Origin of the sequence: Pseudomonas sp. PA-1-3F, assembly GCF_021609665.1 — a bacterium.
Classification (GTDB): Bacteria; Pseudomonadota; Gammaproteobacteria; order Pseudomonadales; family Pseudomonadaceae; genus Aquipseudomonas; species Aquipseudomonas paracarnis.
Window position 1 is genome coordinate 85,562 of the sequence record NZ_WJZD01000004.1, and the last position, 17,038, is coordinate 102,599.

10 protein-coding genes and 2 pseudogenes are annotated in these 17,038 nt (G+C 61.7%); 6 read left to right on the forward strand and 6 right to left on the reverse strand.

Features of this window, described 5'->3' with window-relative positions; all coding sequences use genetic code 11:
- Positions 1-2 precede the first annotated feature (2 nt).
- Complete coding sequence (msrA, locus tag GIV26_RS03870; RefSeq protein WP_014716620.1) at positions 3-650, forward strand: peptide-methionine (S)-S-oxide reductase MsrA; 648 nt, start codon at positions 3-5, stop codon at positions 648-650.
- A gap of 127 nt (positions 651-777) precedes the next feature.
- Here the strand turns inward: msrA and GIV26_RS03875 are convergent, their stop codons facing one another.
- The 4 genes from GIV26_RS03875 to putP all read right to left on the reverse strand — a co-directional run bounded on the left by GIV26_RS03875 (position 778) and on the right by putP (position 6,160).
- Positions 778-1,614 (reverse strand): 23S rRNA (adenine(2030)-N(6))-methyltransferase RlmJ, encoded by an 837-nt coding sequence (locus tag GIV26_RS03875; protein ID WP_014716619.1) that lies wholly within the window; start codon positions 1,612-1,614, stop codon positions 778-780.
- Between the two features lie 97 nt (positions 1,615-1,711).
- Positions 1,712-2,437 (reverse strand): DUF4123 domain-containing protein, encoded by a 726-nt coding sequence (locus tag GIV26_RS03880; RefSeq protein WP_060764896.1) that lies wholly within the window; start codon positions 2,435-2,437, stop codon positions 1,712-1,714.
- Positions 2,437-4,458 (reverse strand): type VI secretion system Vgr family protein, encoded by a 2,022-nt coding sequence (locus GIV26_RS03885; protein ID WP_236279529.1) that lies wholly within the window; start codon positions 4,456-4,458, stop codon positions 2,437-2,439. Before GIV26_RS03885 ends, GIV26_RS03880 begins: the two co-directional genes overlap by 1 nt.
- 217 nt (positions 4,459-4,675) lie before the next feature.
- Positions 4,676-6,160 (reverse strand): sodium/proline symporter PutP, encoded by a 1,485-nt coding sequence (gene putP / locus GIV26_RS03890; protein ID WP_034125609.1) that lies wholly within the window; start codon positions 6,158-6,160, stop codon positions 4,676-4,678.
- A gap of 461 nt (positions 6,161-6,621) precedes the next feature.
- On the opposite strand from putP, the gene putA reads away from it, so the two are divergent.
- Together putA and GIV26_RS03900 are read left to right on the forward strand one after the other, a co-directional pair.
- Positions 6,622-10,575, forward strand: coding sequence for a trifunctional transcriptional regulator/proline dehydrogenase/L-glutamate gamma-semialdehyde dehydrogenase (gene putA, locus GIV26_RS03895; RefSeq protein ID WP_236279530.1), 3,954 nt, complete (start codon positions 6,622-6,624; stop codon positions 10,573-10,575).
- 241 nt (positions 10,576-10,816) lie between these two features.
- Positions 10,817-12,619: an acyl-CoA dehydrogenase gene (locus GIV26_RS03900; protein WP_236279531.1), complete on the forward strand. Its 1,803-nt coding sequence runs from the start codon at positions 10,817-10,819 to the stop codon at positions 12,617-12,619.
- Here the strand turns inward: GIV26_RS03900 and GIV26_RS03905 are convergent.
- Together GIV26_RS03905 and GIV26_RS03910 are read right to left on the reverse strand one after the other, a co-directional pair.
- Positions 12,616-12,909, reverse strand: a complete 294-nt coding sequence (locus tag GIV26_RS03905; protein WP_003187971.1) for a cell division protein ZapA — start codon at positions 12,907-12,909, stop codon at positions 12,616-12,618. The two genes, GIV26_RS03900 and GIV26_RS03905, sit on opposite strands and share 4 nt — an antisense overlap.
- Complete coding sequence (locus GIV26_RS03910) at positions 12,906-13,136, reverse strand: hypothetical protein (protein WP_003187970.1); 231 nt, start codon at positions 13,134-13,136, stop codon at positions 12,906-12,908. The genes GIV26_RS03905 and GIV26_RS03910 overlap by 4 nt, the downstream gene beginning before the upstream one ends.
- 343 nt (positions 13,137-13,479) lie before the next feature.
- Here GIV26_RS03910 and GIV26_RS27295 point away from each other — a divergent pair.
- From GIV26_RS27295 to GIV26_RS03920, 3 genes and pseudogenes are all read left to right on the forward strand, one after another.
- Positions 13,480-14,136 (forward strand): annotated as a pseudogene (locus GIV26_RS27295) (MCP four helix bundle domain-containing protein); the annotation flags it as partial.
- Positions 14,137-14,439: 303 nt separating this feature from the next.
- Positions 14,440-15,039: pseudogene (locus GIV26_RS27300) on the forward strand (methyl-accepting chemotaxis protein); the annotation flags it as partial.
- Positions 15,040-15,281: 242 nt separating this feature from the next.
- Entirely contained in the window at positions 15,282-17,024 is a 1,743-nt protein-coding gene (locus GIV26_RS03920) for a potassium/proton antiporter (RefSeq protein WP_034125605.1), read from the forward strand.
- The last annotated feature ends 14 nt before the right edge of the window (positions 17,025-17,038 follow it).

Genomic DNA, 17,038 nt, shown 5'->3' on the forward strand with positions numbered 1-17,038 from the left:
TCATGGTCTTGCGCTCGGAAATTCTGGTGAACAAAAACGTGCTGCCTACTCAAGAACAAGCGTTGCCTGGTCGTGAAACCCCGATGAAGTTGCCGGAAACGCACTTCGTCAACGGCAACCCACTGCTGGGCCCGTTCCTGGATGACGTCGGCTTTGCGATCTTCGGCCTGGGCTGCTTCTGGGGCGCAGAACGCAAGTTCTGGCAGCGCGACGGCGTGGTCAGCACCGTGGTCGGCTACGCTGGCGGCTTTACGCCTAACCCCACTTATGAAGAAGTCTGCTCGGGCCTGACCGGCCATAGCGAAGTGGTGCTGGTGGTGTATGACCAGGCCAAGGTGAAATACGAAGACCTGCTGAAAATGTTCTGGGAACTGCACAACCCGACCCAGGGCATGCGCCAGGGCAACGACATCGGCAGCCAGTACCGTTCGGTGATCTACGCCACCACGCCTGAGCAACTGGCGGCAGCCAAGGCCAGTGCCGAGGCGTATCAGCAAGAGCTGAGCAAGGCCGGCCTGGGTGAGATCACCACGGAAATCGAAGAGGCCCCGACGGTGTACTTCGCCGAGGCGTATCACCAGCAGTACCTGGCGAAGAACCCCCAGGGCTACTGCGGGATCGGCGGCACGGGCGTGACCTGCCCGATCTGACCCTTGTGCCATGATCATTCCCACGCTCCGCGTGGGAATGCCGTACTGGACGCTCCGCGTCCGCTTTTAACATCGTGACGCGGAGCGTCACAGGCTGCGTTACCACGCGGAGCGCGGGAACGATCGGTTACTCGGCGATCAGCCAATCCATCTGCCAGCCACCCTGGGTCTGGCCCAGTTGCTTGGACAACCATGGCAGCAACTCACGCAATTCCTCTTCCAGGCCCCACGGCGGGTTGGCAATCGCCAGGCCCGAGCCGGTGAGGGTATTGGGCGTGTCCAGCGGATGCACCAGCAACTCCACACGCAGCAGCTTCGGCGCACCGGTACCGGCCAGGTCTTGGTAGAAACGGCGCAACATGCGCTGGTCTTTCACCGGGTACCAGATCGCCGCCACCGTCTGGCGCATACGGCTAACAGCCTCCTTGAGGGACGCGGCGCAACGCTGCATTTCGTCGAGTTTTTCAAACGGCGGGTCGATCAGCATCAGCCCGCGCTTTTCCGGCACCGGCAGCAAGGCCCGTGGTACATGCCAGCCCTCGCCCAGGTGCACTTTGACGCGGCGATCACCCTTCATGTTGTCCTTGAGCAGCACGCCATCTTCCGGGTGCTTCTCATTGAGCAGCACACGGTCCTGGGGCCGTGTGAGGCGGCGCGCCAGTTCCGGCGAGCCCGGGTAGTAGCGTAACTGGCCATCCGGGTTCATCTCGTGCAACACGCGCATGTAGTCGGCGGTCAGCGGCGGCAGGTCGCTTGCGCCCCACAGGCGGGCGATGCCTTCCAGGTACTCACCGGTGCGGTTGGCCTGGTCGCCCTGCAAGTCATACAAGCCAATGCCTGCGTGAGTGTCGAGGTAGGCGAACGGCTGTTCCTTGCGCGACATCAGGGCGATGAGGCGGGTCAAGGTCAGGTGTTTGAAGACATCGGCATGGTTGCCGGCGTGAAAGGCGTGACGATAATTCATGGTTGCTCCTGCGCAGAGGGCGAAGTTTACCTTCTACCGGTGCAAAGGTGCAGGGCCGCATGGCGGGCGGCACGGAAGTGACGCTATCGCCAGGGGCTCAACTGAGCTGCGAGGCAAGGTAATCAGCCAGTGCACCATGGCTGATTTGCGGCCTGCGTGCGAAGTAGGCGACTTTATGCTGCAAGGTTGCTGGCGTAAACGCGGTATAGAGGTCAGGACGCTGCTCTTGGAGCCATTGCAGCAGGTTGTCGACCAGCACCTGCGGTGACTGCTGCGCCATATGCTTGAGCAACGATTCCGGCACCTGCCACCAGGGGCTGGCTGGGGCCGCAGTGACTGGTTTGGCCGCCACCGACAGCGGCTGGCCGTTGATCAAGTAGCGCTGGAACACTGGCAACACGCGCCCGGCCTCGTCGCCTAATGACTGCAACATCGGCAAAAGGTGCGCGCCATCCCAGAAACGCAAAAACACCGGCTGGTTTTCAGAGAGGTACACCTGGGTCAAACCCTTAAAATGCGCGATCACCACCTCCAGCGGGCTGGACGAGACCGCCAGCCAGCCCCAATCCGGCGCTTGGGTGGTGGCTATCCAATCGAGAAAGGCACTGCTCGGCTCAACGACGCCAACGTAGGGCATGACCTCATCCCAGTCAGCGTAGGCCGTGCCCGCCCAGATCGGTCGCGGCATCTTTGCAGCGGCCGTGGCTTGCCAGGCGGCGAGCGGCTTGGCGTCGCTGGCATTGCCCAGCACGGCGTACAGCTGTTCATCAGGCTGCAACGGGTATTGCGCCAGCCAGGCATTGGGCGTCAAGAGCGCGGGCATCAGGACGCACTCCGTGTATGGGCGTCGATGTCGCACTGGCCGTTCTTGCAGCGCTCGCATTCTTCGCAGAACGGCGCGCTGCGTTTGAGGCTGAACACTTGTGCACGGCTTAACGGCGCGGGAACCGCTGCCAATACAGCCTCTTTCAACCCAGGCATTAACGGCGCCGGCGTCGGGGCAGGCGCGCTGCCGAGCTGGATCGGCACACTGCTGAAAATCCCGCCCGCTGACAATGTGATCGACTGCCCACCCGCCTGGATCGTCACGCTGGCACCCGCATCAATGATGATGCTTTGCCCGGCCCCCAGCGCAATGATTTGCCCGGCACGCATGTGCTGCGAACCGCCAACCACCAGATGGTCATCCTGCTTGAGCTCGGTCAAACGGTTGCCGTGGGTGATGCGCTGCTCCTGGCCCTGCAACTCATGGCGCGACTCGCCACCCACCTGCACGCGACGCTGGTTATCGACCTGTACCTGTTGATCATGCAGCACATGCTCGGTCCAGTCCCGCTGGGCGCGCAGGTAGATTTCTTCGGCGCCCTTGCGGTCCTCGATACGCAGTTCGTTGTAGCCACCACCGCCAGGGCTGCTCTGGCTACGCCAGAGACTACGGGTCTTGTCCGCGGGCAGGTCGAGGGGCACAGGCGTGGCGGCGTTGGGCAGGCACCCCACCACCAGCGGCATATCCATGTCGCCATTGACGAACCCCACCAGCACTTCCATGCCCACCCGGGGTATCAGCACCACGCCATAACGGTCATGGGCCCAGCCACTGGCGACCCGCAGCCAGCAACTGGAATGGTCGTTGTGCTCGCCGACACGATCCCAGGCCAGTTGCACCTTGACCCGGCCGTATTCGTCACAGTGAACCTCACTGTCAACCGGGCCGGTGACCACTGCACTTTGATATCCCGATACCGTCGGGCGCGGCTGCTCCGGCAAGGGCGGACGAAACACCGCATCCCATGGCGCGGCGACAAATGCGTTGCGATACCCTTGGCGCAGTTCCCCTCCGTCCTCCTCGGTGACCGCCTCCTCAAGCACCTGAGGCTGCTTGCCTTCATGGCGCACCTGCGTCACCAGCCACAGGTCGTTCCAGTCCTCACGGGGGTGCTCACGCAACTGCAGAAACCGGCCACTGGCCAACGCCGGCTCATCGGCCTGGCCATGGGCACTACGATAGTCGCTGCGGTACCGCTCCAGGCCACGCTGGGCGAGGCATCTGCCTTGGGCTCGGTCGGAAAAGTTGCCGGGGTAGCGCTGCGCTTCAAGCTTGGGCAATGACTTGTCGACGGCTGCGCTTTCCAGCTCGACATGGGGTTTGCGAAAGTCGTAATCGCGAAGACTCAACGCCGTGGTGCAGGTCGCCAATTGCAAGGTGAAGCGCTTGATCGCAGGGTTAGCGGCGACCATTCCCGAACCAGGCCGGTACGGCGTGGGCTGATCTGCCTGGGCAAATACGGTCTGGTCATCGCCAAACACCAGCAGATGCCCTGCGGGGGAATGCTGGAAGTGATAGTGAATACCCAGCTCGGCACACAGGCGCTGGATGAACGCCAGGTCGCTCTCGCCGAACTGCACGCAATATTCACGCTCAGGGTAATCACCGCTCAACCGGAACTCGAAGCGGTCACTGTGAATCCCCTGCCCGGCCAGCACTTGGGCAACAATCTGCGGCACCGTCTTATGCTGAAAAATGCGCTGGTGGCTGCTGTGTGCCAGGTACGCCAGATGCGGCGCAAGGCTGAGCTGGTAGCGCGTCAGGCGCCGGCCCGAGTCGCCCTGGGCAACCCGATACACCAGGCCGTGAACGCCATGCCCCTGATCGTCGAAGCCCAAGTACACCTGGCGATGCAGCAAGCCCTCCAGGTCGATATCCGGCTGCTCGCTGACCAACTCAAGTTCAAAACGATAGGGCTGGCTGATGGCCTCGGTGCCGTCGAACGCGAACACCTCGAAATCACTCGGCGCCCCATCCAGGGCCAGGGTAAATGCAGGTTGGTTGGCAGGAGCGAACATCCGGTGTTTCTCTGCGAAGGGTGGGCGGTCGATTCTGCACCAGCCGTTCGCCTTGCCGAGCGCTGCCTCGGCAAATAAGTAAGGTCCTACGTGAGCACCGCTGGAACCCACGAGCATCGACGGCAATTGCACCAATCAGCCCACACAAAAAAAGGCCCAGTGTCCTTCGGACGTGGGCCTTTCTTGTTCGTTCAGCAGGCGTTAAACGCCCAGCGAATTACTTGTTCAAGTTGTAATCTTTTTCCGCAGCATCAAAACGCTCGACCATGCCCACCGTCGGTGCGCCCATCTTGCTCACGAAGTAGATCGCCAGGCTGGCGAAGATGAAGCCTGGGATGATTTCGTACAGGCCCAGCAATTCGAAGTGCTTCCACACGATCACGGTGATCGCGCCGACCAGGATGCCGGCCAGGGCGCCGTTGCGGGTCATGTGTTTCCAGATGACCGAGATCAGTACCACAGGGCCGAAGGCTGCACCGAAACCGGCCCAGGCGTAGCTGACCAGGCCCAGTACGCGGTTTTCCGGGTTGGCGGCCATGGCGATGGCGATCAAGGCCACTACCAGCACCATGATGCGACCGACCCATACCAGCTCAAGCTGGGAAGCGCCTTTGCGCAGGAACGCCTTGTAGAAGTCTTCGGTCAGGGCGCTGGAGCACACCAGCAGTTGGCAGCTCAGGGTGCTCATCACAGCCGCCAGAATGGCCGACAGCAACACACCGGCAACCCATGGATTGAACAGGATTTTGGCCAGCTCGATAAACACACGCTCTGGGTTTTCAGTCACCGGGCCTGCCACTTCCGGGTGCGCCGAGAAGTAAGCGATACCGAAGAAGCCCACCGCCACGGTGCCGCCCAGGCACAGGATCATCCAGGTCATGGAGATGCGACGCGCCTTGGCGATCGACTTAACCGAGTCCGCCGCCATGAAACGCGCGAGGATGTGCGGCTGGCCGAAGTAGCCCAGGCCCCAGCCCATCAACGAGATAACGCCGATGAAGGTGGTGTTTTTCAGCATGTCGAAGCTGGTCGGGTCCTTGGCTTCAATGGCCAGGAAGGTGGTGTCTACGCCGCCGGTGGCCAGCAGCACGATAATCGGCGTGAGGATCAGCGCGAAGATCATCAGCGTGGCTTGCACGGTGTCGGTCCAGCTGACTGCCAGGAAACCACCGATGAAGGTGTAGGCAATAGTCGCCGCAGCACCGGCCCACAGCGCGGTCTCGTAGGACATGCCGAAGGTGCTTTCGAACAGGCGGGCGCCGGCGACGATGCCGGAGGCGCAGTAGATGGTGAAGAACACCAGGATCACCACGGCGGAGATGATCCGCAGCAGGCCGCTTTTATCTTCGAAGCGGCTGGAGAAGTAATCCGGCAGGGTCAGGGCGTCGCCGTTGTGTTCGGTCTGCACGCGCAGGCGGCCGGCCACGAACAACCAGTTGAGGTAGGCACCGACGATCAGGCCGATGGCAATCCAGCTTTCCGACAGACCGGACATGTAGATCGCGCCCGGCAAGCCCATCAACAGCCAGCCGCTCATGTCGGAAGCACCGGCGGACAAGGCTGTCACCACGCTACCGAGGCTGCGACCGCCCAGGATGTAATCGGAAAGGTTGTTGGTGGAGCGATAGGCCATCAGGCCGATCAGCACCATTGCTGCGATGTAGATCACGAACGTGATCAGGGTTGGATTACTAACGCTCATAGGAGTGACGCCCTGGCTTTGTTTTTATGTAGCGACGGTCATGGGGACGGCCACCCGTGGATAACCGGATAGACGAACCTGCATGCCGCGCATTTATGACTGGCGTTTCCCCAGGAAAGCCGCCAGCCGATGAACCCACCCAGAGGGTTGGTTGCACCTTGGTGCGCGAATGCTATTCAACAAAGCAAATAAGGTGCAACCAGTTTCTGCCGATTAAGTTGCACCCAAGTGTGTTTTAGGACAAACGCGCTTTTTTTGCTCCTTTTCGGAGCAAGAACAGCCGATCTCAGAAGCAAATGCACCAGCGCGAAGCGGATTCGGTCGTGTGTTTATTTTTTTCCGATCAAGCGTCGAATATTTAACCAACAAAAGGGTTGCACCCGGTTGCACCTCAGGATGGGCAAAGCTAATCTTGCCGCCAGCAGATGCCACTCGGTAGTGGCACCCATGAGGATAAAAAAATGGCAACGACCACCCTTGGGGTCAAACTCGACGACCCGACCCGCGAACGCCTGAAGGCCGCCGCGACCTCCATTGATCGCACGCCGCACTGGCTGATCAAGCAGGCGATTTTCAATTACCTGGAGAAACTCGAGGGTGGTGCAACCCTGTCCGAGCTCAATGGCTTGAGCACCAAGGAGGCCGATGATGCCGGCGAGGTCCAGGCCGACCACGCCCACCAGTGCTTCCTTGAGTTCGCCGAGAGCATCCTGCCGCAATCGGTATTGCGTGCCGCAATCACCGCCGCTTACCGCCGCCCCGAGCCGGAAGTGGTACCGATGCTGATCGAACAGGCGCGCCTGCCGGCACCGATGGCCGAAGCCACCAACAAGCTGGCCGCGAGCATTGCCGAAAAACTGCGCAATCAGAAGAGTGCCGGCGGCCGTGCCGGTATTGTTCAGGGCCTGCTGCAAGAATTCTCCCTGTCGTCCCAGGAAGGCGTGGCGCTGATGTGCCTGGCCGAAGCGCTGCTGCGCATCCCGGACAAAGGCACCCGCGATGCACTGATCCGCGACAAGATCAGCACCGGCAACTGGCAGCCGCATTTGGGCAACAGCCCATCGCTGTTCGTCAACGCCGCTACCTGGGGCCTGCTGCTGACTGGCAAGCTGGTGTCCACCCACAACGAAGCAGGGCTGACCTCGTCCCTGAGCCGCATCATCGGCAAGAGCGGCGAGCCGATGATCCGCAAGGGCGTCGACATGGCCATGCGCCTGATGGGCGAGCAGTTCGTCACCGGCGAAACCATCGCCGAAGCCTTGGCCAATGCGAGCAAATTCGAAGCCAAGGGCTTCCGCTATTCCTACGACATGCTCGGTGAAGCCGCACTCACCGAACACGACGCCCAGAAGTACCTGGCCTCGTACGAACAAGCCATTCATTCCATCGGCAAAGCCTCCCATGGCCGTGGGATCTATGAAGGCCCGGGCATCTCCATCAAACTCTCCGCCCTGCACCCGCGCTACAGCCGTGCGCAGTACGAGCGTGTGATGGATGAGCTGTACCCGCGCCTGCTGTCGCTGACTTTGCTGGCCAAGCAGTACGACATCGGCCTGAACATCGACGCCGAAGAAGCCGACCGCCTGGAGCTGTCCCTGGACCTGCTCGAGCGCCTGTGCTTCGAGCCGCAATTGACTGGCTGGAACGGCATCGGCTTTGTGATCCAGGCGTACCAGAAGCGTTGCCCGTATGTGATCGACTACGTCATCGACCTGGCCCGCCGCAGCCGCCATCGCCTGATGATCCGCCTGGTAAAAGGCGCGTACTGGGACAGCGAAATCAAGCGCGCCCAGGTCGAAGGCCTGGAAGGCTACCCGGTCTACACCCGCAAGGTGTACACCGACGTTTCCTACATTGCCTGCGCACGAAAACTGCTGTCGGTGCCGGAAGTCATCTACCCGCAGTTCGCCACGCACAACGCCCACACCCTGTCGGCTATCTACCACATCGCCGGTCAGAACTATTACCCCGGCCAGTACGAGTTCCAGTGTTTGCACGGCATGGGTGAACCGCTGTACGAACAGGTTGTAGGCAAGGTTTCCGAAGGCAAGCTGAACCGTCCGTGCCGTGTATACGCGCCGGTTGGTACCCACGAAACACTGCTGGCCTATCTGGTACGCCGCCTACTGGAAAACGGCGCCAACACCTCGTTCGTCAACCGTATCGCTGACCAGTCCATCTCGATCCAGGAACTGGTAGCCGACCCGGTGGCCAGCATCGAGCAAATGGCAACCCAGGAAGGCGGTTTCGGCCTGCCACACCCGCGCATCCCTTTGCCGCGTGACCTGTACGGCAGCGACCGCGCCAACTCGGCCGGTATCGACCTGGCCAACGAACATCGTCTGGCCTCGCTGTCCTGCGCCCTGCTCGCCACTGCTCACAACAACTGGAAAGCCGCACCGATGCTCGGTTGCGCCGCCAGCAATGAAGCGGCACAACCAGTGCTGAACCCATCCGACCTGCGTGACGTGGTCGGCCAGGTACAGGAGGCCACCGTCGAAGACGTCGACAACGCCATCCAGTGCGCCATCAGCGCCGCACCGATCTGGCAGGCCACCCCGCCCGCCGAACGCGCTGCCATCCTGGAACGCGCCGCCGACCTGATGGAAGGCGAGATCCAGCCGCTGATGGGCCTGCTGGCCCGCGAAGCCGGCAAGACCTTCGCCAACGCCATCGCCGAAGTGCGTGAAGCCGTGGACTTCCTGCGCTACTACGCAGTGCAGGCGCGCAACGACTTCACCAATGACGCCCACCGCCCATTGGGCCCAGTGGTGTGCATCAGCCCGTGGAACTTCCCGCTCGCCATCTTCAGCGGCCAGGTAGCTGCAGCGCTGGCTGCCGGTAACCCGGTGCTGGCCAAGCCTGCCGAGCAGACGCCGCTGGTGGCTGCCCAGGCCGTACGCATCCTGCTTGAAGCTGGCATTCCGGAAGGTGTGCTGCAATTGCTGCCAGGCCAGGGCGAAAGCGTCGGTGCCCGTCTGGTGGGTGATGATCGCGTCAAAGGCGTGATGTTCACCGGTTCCACCGAAGTGGCGCGCCTGCTGCAACGCAATGTCGCCGGTCGCCTGGATGCCCAGGGTCGCCCGATTCCGCTGATCGCCGAAACCGGTGGCCAGAACGCGATGATCGTCGATTCCTCGGCGCTGACCGAACAAGTGGTGATCGACGTCGTATCGTCGGCCTTCGACAGCGCCGGTCAACGTTGTTCGGCCCTGCGCGTACTTTGCCTGCAGGAAGATTCGGCAGACCGTGTGGTCGAAATGCTCAAGGGCGCCATGGCTGAATGCCGCCTGGGTAACCCGGAACGCCTGTCGGTCGACATCGGCCCGGTGATCGACGCCGAAGCCAAGGCCGGCATCGAGAAACACATCCAGGCCATGCGTGACAAAGGCCGCAACGTTTACCAGGTGGCGATTGCCGACGGTGAAGAGATCAAGCGCGGCACCTTCGTGATGCCGACCCTGATCGAGCTGGAAAGCTTCGACGAACTGCAACGCGAGATCTTCGGCCCGGTATTGCACGTAGTGCGCTACAAGCGCAAAGAGATCGACCAGCTCATCGGCCAGATCAACGCTTCCGGCTACGGCCTGACCCTGGGCGTACACACCCGCATCGACGAGACCATCGCCAAGGTGATCGACAACGTCAATGCCGGTAACGTCTACGTCAACCGCAACATTGTTGGCGCCGTGGTCGGCGTGCAGCCGTTCGGCGGCGAAGGCCTGTCCGGCACTGGCCCGAAAGCCGGTGGCCCGCTGTACCTGTACCGCTTGTTGTCGACTCGTCCTACCGATGCAATCGAGCAATCCTTCATACGCGGCGACAAGTTGGCCGCGCCGGATGTGCGCCTGCGTGATGCCATGAGCCAATCGCTGACCGCCCTGAAAACCTGGGCCGACGGCAATAAGTTCAGCGAACTGAGCGCGTTGTGCACGCAGTTCGCCGCCCAATCGCAGAGCGGTATCACCCGCCAACTGGCCGGCCCGACTGGCGAGCGCAACAGCTACGCCATCCTGCCGCGCGAGCACGTGCTGTGCCTGGCCGAAGTGGAAGGCGACCTGCTGACCCAACTGGCGGCGGTATTGGCCGTCGGTGGTTCGGCGGTATGGCCGGAAACCGAGCTGACCAAGGCCTTGTTCCCACGCCTGCCTAAAGAGATTCAGGCGAAGATCAAGCGCGTGGCCGACTGGTCCAAGGACGACGTGGTGTTTGACGCTGTGCTGCATCACGGTGATTCCGACCAACTGCGTGCGGTGTGCCAGCAAGTGGCGCAGCGCGGTGGGGCAATTGTCGGGGTGCATGGCATGTCGCAAGGCGAAACGGCGATTGCGCTGGAGCGTCTGGTGATCGAGCGTGCGTTGAGCGTTAACACTGCTGCAGCGGGTGGTAACGCCAGCCTGATGACCATCGGCTAACTGATACAACGCGGCTGATCGCGGCTGATCGTTCCCACGCTCCGCGTGGGAATGCAGCTCAAGGACGCTCTGCGTCCAGAAGCGTGACGCGGAGCGTCACAAGAGGCGTTCCCACGCAGAGCGTGGGAAAGATCTCGATGCCTCGCCAGCGTTCTGCCCTTCTATCACTTAAATCAATCTTGCTATCCACCCTCCATTCGCGGACTTAGACTCAGGCCAATTCCTTCAAAGGTACGCCGCCATGTCCGAGACGCTGCTCAGTTCCCGCAATCTGGCTTTCGAGCTGTACGAAGTCCTCGATGCCGAGGGCCTGACCCAGCGCGAGCGGTTTGCCGAACACAACCGCGAAACCTTCGATGCCGCGATCAGCACGGCGCGCAACATCGCAGAAAAGTACTTCGCCCCTCACAACCGCAAGAACGACGAAAACGAGCCACGCTATGAAAACGGCCAGGCGATCCTGATCCCCGAGGTCAAACCCGCCGTGGACGCCTTCCTTGAAGCCGGCTTCCTCAACGCAGCACGCAGCTTTGAAGCAGGCGGCATGCAACTGCCGACCCTGTTGTCCCAGGCTTGTTTCGCGCACTTCCAATCGGCCAACGCCGCCTCGACGTCCTACCCGTTCCTGACCATGGGCGCCGCCAACCTCATTGAGAGCTTCGGCACCGAGGAGCAGAAACAACGCTTCCTGCAGCCAATGATCGACGGGCGCTTCTTCGGCACCATGGCCCTGACCGAGCCCCATGCCGGTTCCTCCCTGTCGGACATTCGGACCCGTGCAGAACCCGCGGCTGACGGCAGTTATCGGCTCAAGGGCAACAAGATCTTTATCTCCGGTGGCGACCATTCGCTGTCGGAAAACATCGTGCACATGGTGCTGGCCAAATTGCCGGACGCTCCCGCAGGCGTGAAGGGCATTTCGCTGTTTATCGTGCCCAAGTTCCTGGTCAACGATGACGGCAGCCTGGGCGCTCGCAACGATGTGCTGCTGGCGGGGCTGTTCCACAAGATGGGCTGGCGCGGCACCACGTCCACGGCGCTTAACTTCGGCGATAACGGCAACTGCGTCGGCTATCTGGTGGGCAAGCCGCACCAGGGGCTGAGCTGCATGTTCCAGATGATGAACGAGGCACGCATCGGCGTGGGCATGGGCGCGGTGATGCTCGGTTACGCCGGCTACCTCTACTCCCTGGACTACGCCCGCGAACGGCCCCAGGGGCGCCTGCCTGATAGCAAAGACCCGAGCACCGTACCGGTGGCGATCATCCAGCACGCCGACATCAAGCGCATGCTACTGACCCAGAAAGCCTATGTGGAAGGCGCCTTTGACCTCGGCCTCTACGCGGCGCGGCTATTCGACGACACCACCACCCTGCAAACCGACACCGAGCGCAAGCAAGCCCACGAACTGCTGGACCTGCTTACGCCGATCGTCAAATCCTGGCCGTCGGAGTTCTGCCTCAAGGCCAACGAGCTGGCGATCCAGATTCTTGGCGGCCACGGCTACACCCGCGAATACCCGGTGGAGCAGTACTACCGCGACAACCGTCTGAACCCCATCCATGAAGGCACCCACGGCATCCAGTCCCTGGACCTGCTCGGGCGCAAATTGGCGCAGAACGGCGGCGCCGGTTTAAAGCAGTTGATTCGCCTGATCGCCGAAACCGGAGCCCGGGCGCAAAAGCACCCTTCACTCACGGCACTGCGAGAGCCTCTGGAGCAACTGGTAAACCGGCTGCAAAGCGTCACGATTGGCCTGCTGACCGATCTCGCCCAAGGCAAGGTCAACAGCAGCCTGGCGAACTCGGCGCTGTACTTGAAAGTGTTCGGGCACACGGTGATTGGCTGGCGCTGGCTGGAACAGGCGATCCGCGCCGAAGAAGGGCTGGCCAAGGGGGAAGCGGCTGACGCGGCCTTTTATAAGGGCAAGCTCCAGGCCGCCCGGTACTTCCTGACCTGGGAAGTACCGAGCTGCCATCATGAACTGGCGATTCTTGAGGCACGCGACGATACGTGCCTGGGCATGCAAGACGAGTGGTTCTAAGGCTGACCGATCACCTTGGAGATCACATCGACCGTGGCGCTGACTTGCTCTTGGTAACGGTCGAGTTCCTGCTGGTGAGCCTGTTGCATTTCAATCTGCTCGGCGCACAGGTTCAGCGCGGCCAGTACCAATAGCTTGTCACCGATCAGGGTCGGGTACTTTTTCTTGGTAACCGCCAGGGAGGCCTTGAGCATGGTCACGGCATGCATCAGGGTCTGATCTTCGCCGGCCGGTGCCTTGATCGAGTAATCCTCTCCGAGAATCGAAACGACCTTTATGCCCTCACTCATGCGCTGACAGGCCCTGCACTTACACGCTCAACCAGCGCCTGAATGCGGGCGGCGGTGGCGCCGTGCTTTTCTTCCTGTTCCATCAGGTTCAGTTGCAGGCTGTCGTTTTCGTCCTTGGCGCGGGCCAGCTCGGCCTTGAGGGATTCGTTGCTGCCCAGCAATTCTTGATTCTGCTGTACGAGGTCGCTGACCAGTTGTTCCAATTGGCTGAGGGATGCTTCTAACATTTTGATTTCTCGGGCTTTTAAAAAGGGCGGTGACGATAAAGAAAATTCACCTCGGATGCCAGGGTTATCCCTGGCCGCGCAGCCCGATGATGCAAGGCCGGGCCGCACTTTCGAGCCTTAGTGACTGCATTTACCCGATCTGGTTCCTGAACTCACCCAACCCCTGGTCCGATGCGACAAAAGCGCGCGCCCCCTTAAGACTTTAGTCGCATGGCCGATAAGGCGGGCACACCTCGTCTCATGGCCGCATGGATAGCGCCTCCCCCAGGACTCCAGCATGTCTCTTCGTAATATGAATATCGCCCCGAGGGCCTTCCTCGGCTTCGCGTTTATTGGCGCCTTGATGTTGTTGCTCGGTGTGTTCGCCCTGAACCAGATGAGCAAAATTCGTGCAGCCACCGAAGACATCACCTCGGCCAGCGTGCCCAGCATTCGCGCCCTGGATGAATTCACCCAACTGACCCTGCGCCTGCGCGTGCTGTCGTACCGCTTGCTGACCAACCGCGAGCCGGATGTACAGCAAAAGACCCTGGAAGCCTTCGAACTGCGCAATCAACAGATTCGCACAGCCCAGGACATCTACGAAAAACTGATCACCAGCACCGAAGAGCGCAACGCTTACAACGAGTACGTGCGCCTGCTGGGCCAGTACCGCCAGATTGAAGAGCGCATGAAGAGCCTGTCTCGCGCCAATCAGGTCAACGAGCTGCGCAGCCTGCTCAACACCGAGTTGCTGGACAACTCCGAGCAGGTCAATGCGGTCTTGACCCGCTTGCTGGATATCAATAACGACGACGCCAACGCCACCAACCAGCGCGCCAAAGACCAATACGACATGGCCTTTGACCTGGTGGTAGGCCTGCTGGTGATTGCCACGGCGCTGACCTTGCTGTTTGCCTGGTTGCTGACCCGCAGCATCACCCTGCCCATCGCCCAGGCGCTAGAAGCCGCCGAAGAAGTGGCCGAAGGCAACCTGACGCGCCCGATCAGTGTGGACGGCAACGACGAAGCCGGGCGCCTGCTCGCGGCCATGGCCAAGATGCAACACAAACTGCGCGACACCCTGCAACGTATCGCCGGCTCCGCTACCCAGCTGGCGTCTGCCGCTGAAGAGCTGAACGCCGTCACCGACGAAAGCGCCCGTGGCCTGACCCAGCAGAACAACGAAATCGAACAGGCCGCCACTGCCGTCAACGAGATGACCAGTGCGGTGGAAGAAGTCGCACGCAACGCGGTGAGCACCTCCGAAGCCTCGCGCAATGCCACCACCTCTGCCGGTGACGGTCGCGACCTGGTGCAGGAAACCGTTAGCGCTATCGAACGCATGAGTACCGACGTGCAGGCCACCGCTTCCCTGATTGGCGACCTGGCCAATGAATCGAGGGATATCGGTAAAGTGCTGGACGTGATCCGTGGCCTGGCTGACCAGACCAACCTGCTGGCCCTGAACGCCGCGATCGAAGCAGCGCGAGCCGGGGAAGCCGGGCGTGGTTTCGCCGTGGTGGCTGATGAAGTGCGGGCGCTGGCCCATCGCACCCAGCAGTCCACCAGCGAAATCGAGCGCATGATCGGCAGCATCCAGACAGGCACTGAACACGCGGTGGATTCGATGCGCAACAGCACCGAGCGCGCCGAATCGACACTTAACATCGCACGAGGCGCGGGCCTGTCGCTGGACACCATCAACACGGCGATTGTGGAGATCAACGAGCGCAACCTGGTGATCGCCAGCGCGGCGGAAGAACAGGCCCAGGTGGCGCGTGAAGTGGACCGCAACCTGGTGAATATCCGTGACCTGTCGGTGCAATCGGCCACGGGTGCCAGCCAGACCAGTGCGGCGAGCGGCGAGTTGTCGCGCTTGGCGGTGGATCTGAATGGGATGGTCGGAAGGTTCCGCCTCTGAAATAAGCCTTTGCTCACACCCCATACCTTGTGGGAGCTGGCTTGCCTGCGATAGCAATCTGTCAGCTGACGCCCATGGCGCCTGGCACACCGCAATCGCAGGCAAGCCAGCTCCTACATTTGAGCGATGTGCAGCCACAAAAGCTTTTTGACAGCGCAGCAATTCAACAGGTTAGAATCCCTGGCACGCAGACTGCATGGTCAGTTTGCGTCCTGTCTTCCCCCTGCCCTGGAGTACTGCCTTTGAATGCGACGACCATCAACAGCCTGTTCTTGATCGGCGCGTTGCTGGTGACTGCGAGCATTCTGGTGAGTTCGCTTTCGTCACGCCTGGGTATCCCCATCCTGGTGATTATCCTGGCCGTGGGCATGACCGCCGGTGTCGATGGCGGTGGCATCATTTTCGATAACTACCCGACCGCCTACCTGGTGGGCAACCTCGCCCTCGCCGTGATCCTGCTCGACGGCGGTTTGCGCACCCGGGTGGCGAGTTTCCGCGTGGCGCTGTGGCCGGCCTTGTCCCTGGCCACGGTGGGGGTGTTGATTACCACCGGCCTCACGGGGATGGCCGCGGCCTGGCTGTTTAACCTCAACATCATCCAAGGCTTGCTGATCGGTGCCATCGTCGGCTCCACGGACGCCGCAGCGGTGTTCTCGCTGCTGGGCGGCAAGGGCCTCAACGAACGGGTCAGCGCCAGCCTGGAAATCGAATCCGGCAGCAACGATCCGATGGCGGTGTTCCTCACCGTCACCCTGATCGACATGCTCGCCAGCGGCCAGACCGGCCTGCACTGGAGCCTGCTCACGCACCTGATCCGCGAATTCGGCATCGGTGGCCTGGTAGGCCTGGGCGGCGGCTGGCTGATGCTGCAACTGGTCAACCGCATCAACCTGGCCAACGGCCTGTACCCGATCCTGGTGATCGCCGGTGGCCTGTTCGTATTCGCCCTGACCAATGCCCTGCACGGCAGCGGCTTCCTCGCCGTGTACCTGTGCGGGCTGGTGATCGGCAACCGCCCGGTGCGCAGCCGCCATGGCATTTTGCATATGCTCGACGGCATGGCCTGGCTGGCGCAGATCGGGATGTTTTTGGTACTGGGCCTGCTGGTCACGCCTCACGATTTGCTGCCCATCGCCCTGCCCGCCCTGGGCCTGGCGCTGTGGATGATCCTGTTTGCCCGGCCGCTGTCGGTGATGGTTGGCCTGCTGCCATTCAAGGCGTTCCACGGGCGCGAAAAAGCCTTTATAGCCTGGGTGGGCCTGCGCGGCGCGGTACCGATCATCCTCGCGGTGTTCCCGCTGATGGCCGGCCTGCCCCATGCGCAGCTGTACTTCAACCTGGCATTCTTTATCGTGCTGGTCTCGCTGTTGGTGCAGGGCACCAGCCTGCCGTGGGTGGCCAAGTTGCTCAAAGTCACCGTACCGCCAGACCCGGCGCCGATCTCCCGCGCGGCCCTGGAAGTGCACGTTACCAGCGAGTGGGAGTTGTTCGTCTACCGCCTCGGCGCCGAAAAATGGTGCATCGGCGCGGCCCTGCGCGAGCTGAAAATGCCCGAAGGCACGCGCATCGCCGCGCTGTTTCGTGGCCAGCAACTGCTCCATCCGTCGGGTAGTACGGTGCTGGAAGTCGGCGATTTGCTCTGTGTGATCGGCCACGAACACAACCTGCCGGCCCTGGGCAAACTGTTCAGCCAGGCGCCGCAACGGGGCCTCGATTTGCGCTTCTTCGGTGACTTCGTACTCGAAGGCGACGCCCAGCTGGGCGCGGTTTCCGCCTTGTACGGGCTCAAGCTTGAAGGTATCGACCCGGACATGCCATTGAGCCGCTTCATCACCCAGAAGGTTGGCGGTGCACCGGTAGTCGGCGACCAGGTGGAGTGGAACAACACCATCTGGACCGTCGCCGTCATGGACGGGAACAAGATTGGCAAAGTCGGCGTCAGATTCCCCGAAGGAAGTCGCCCGGGCCCCGGACTCTTCCTCTAAACTGCGGGACAACG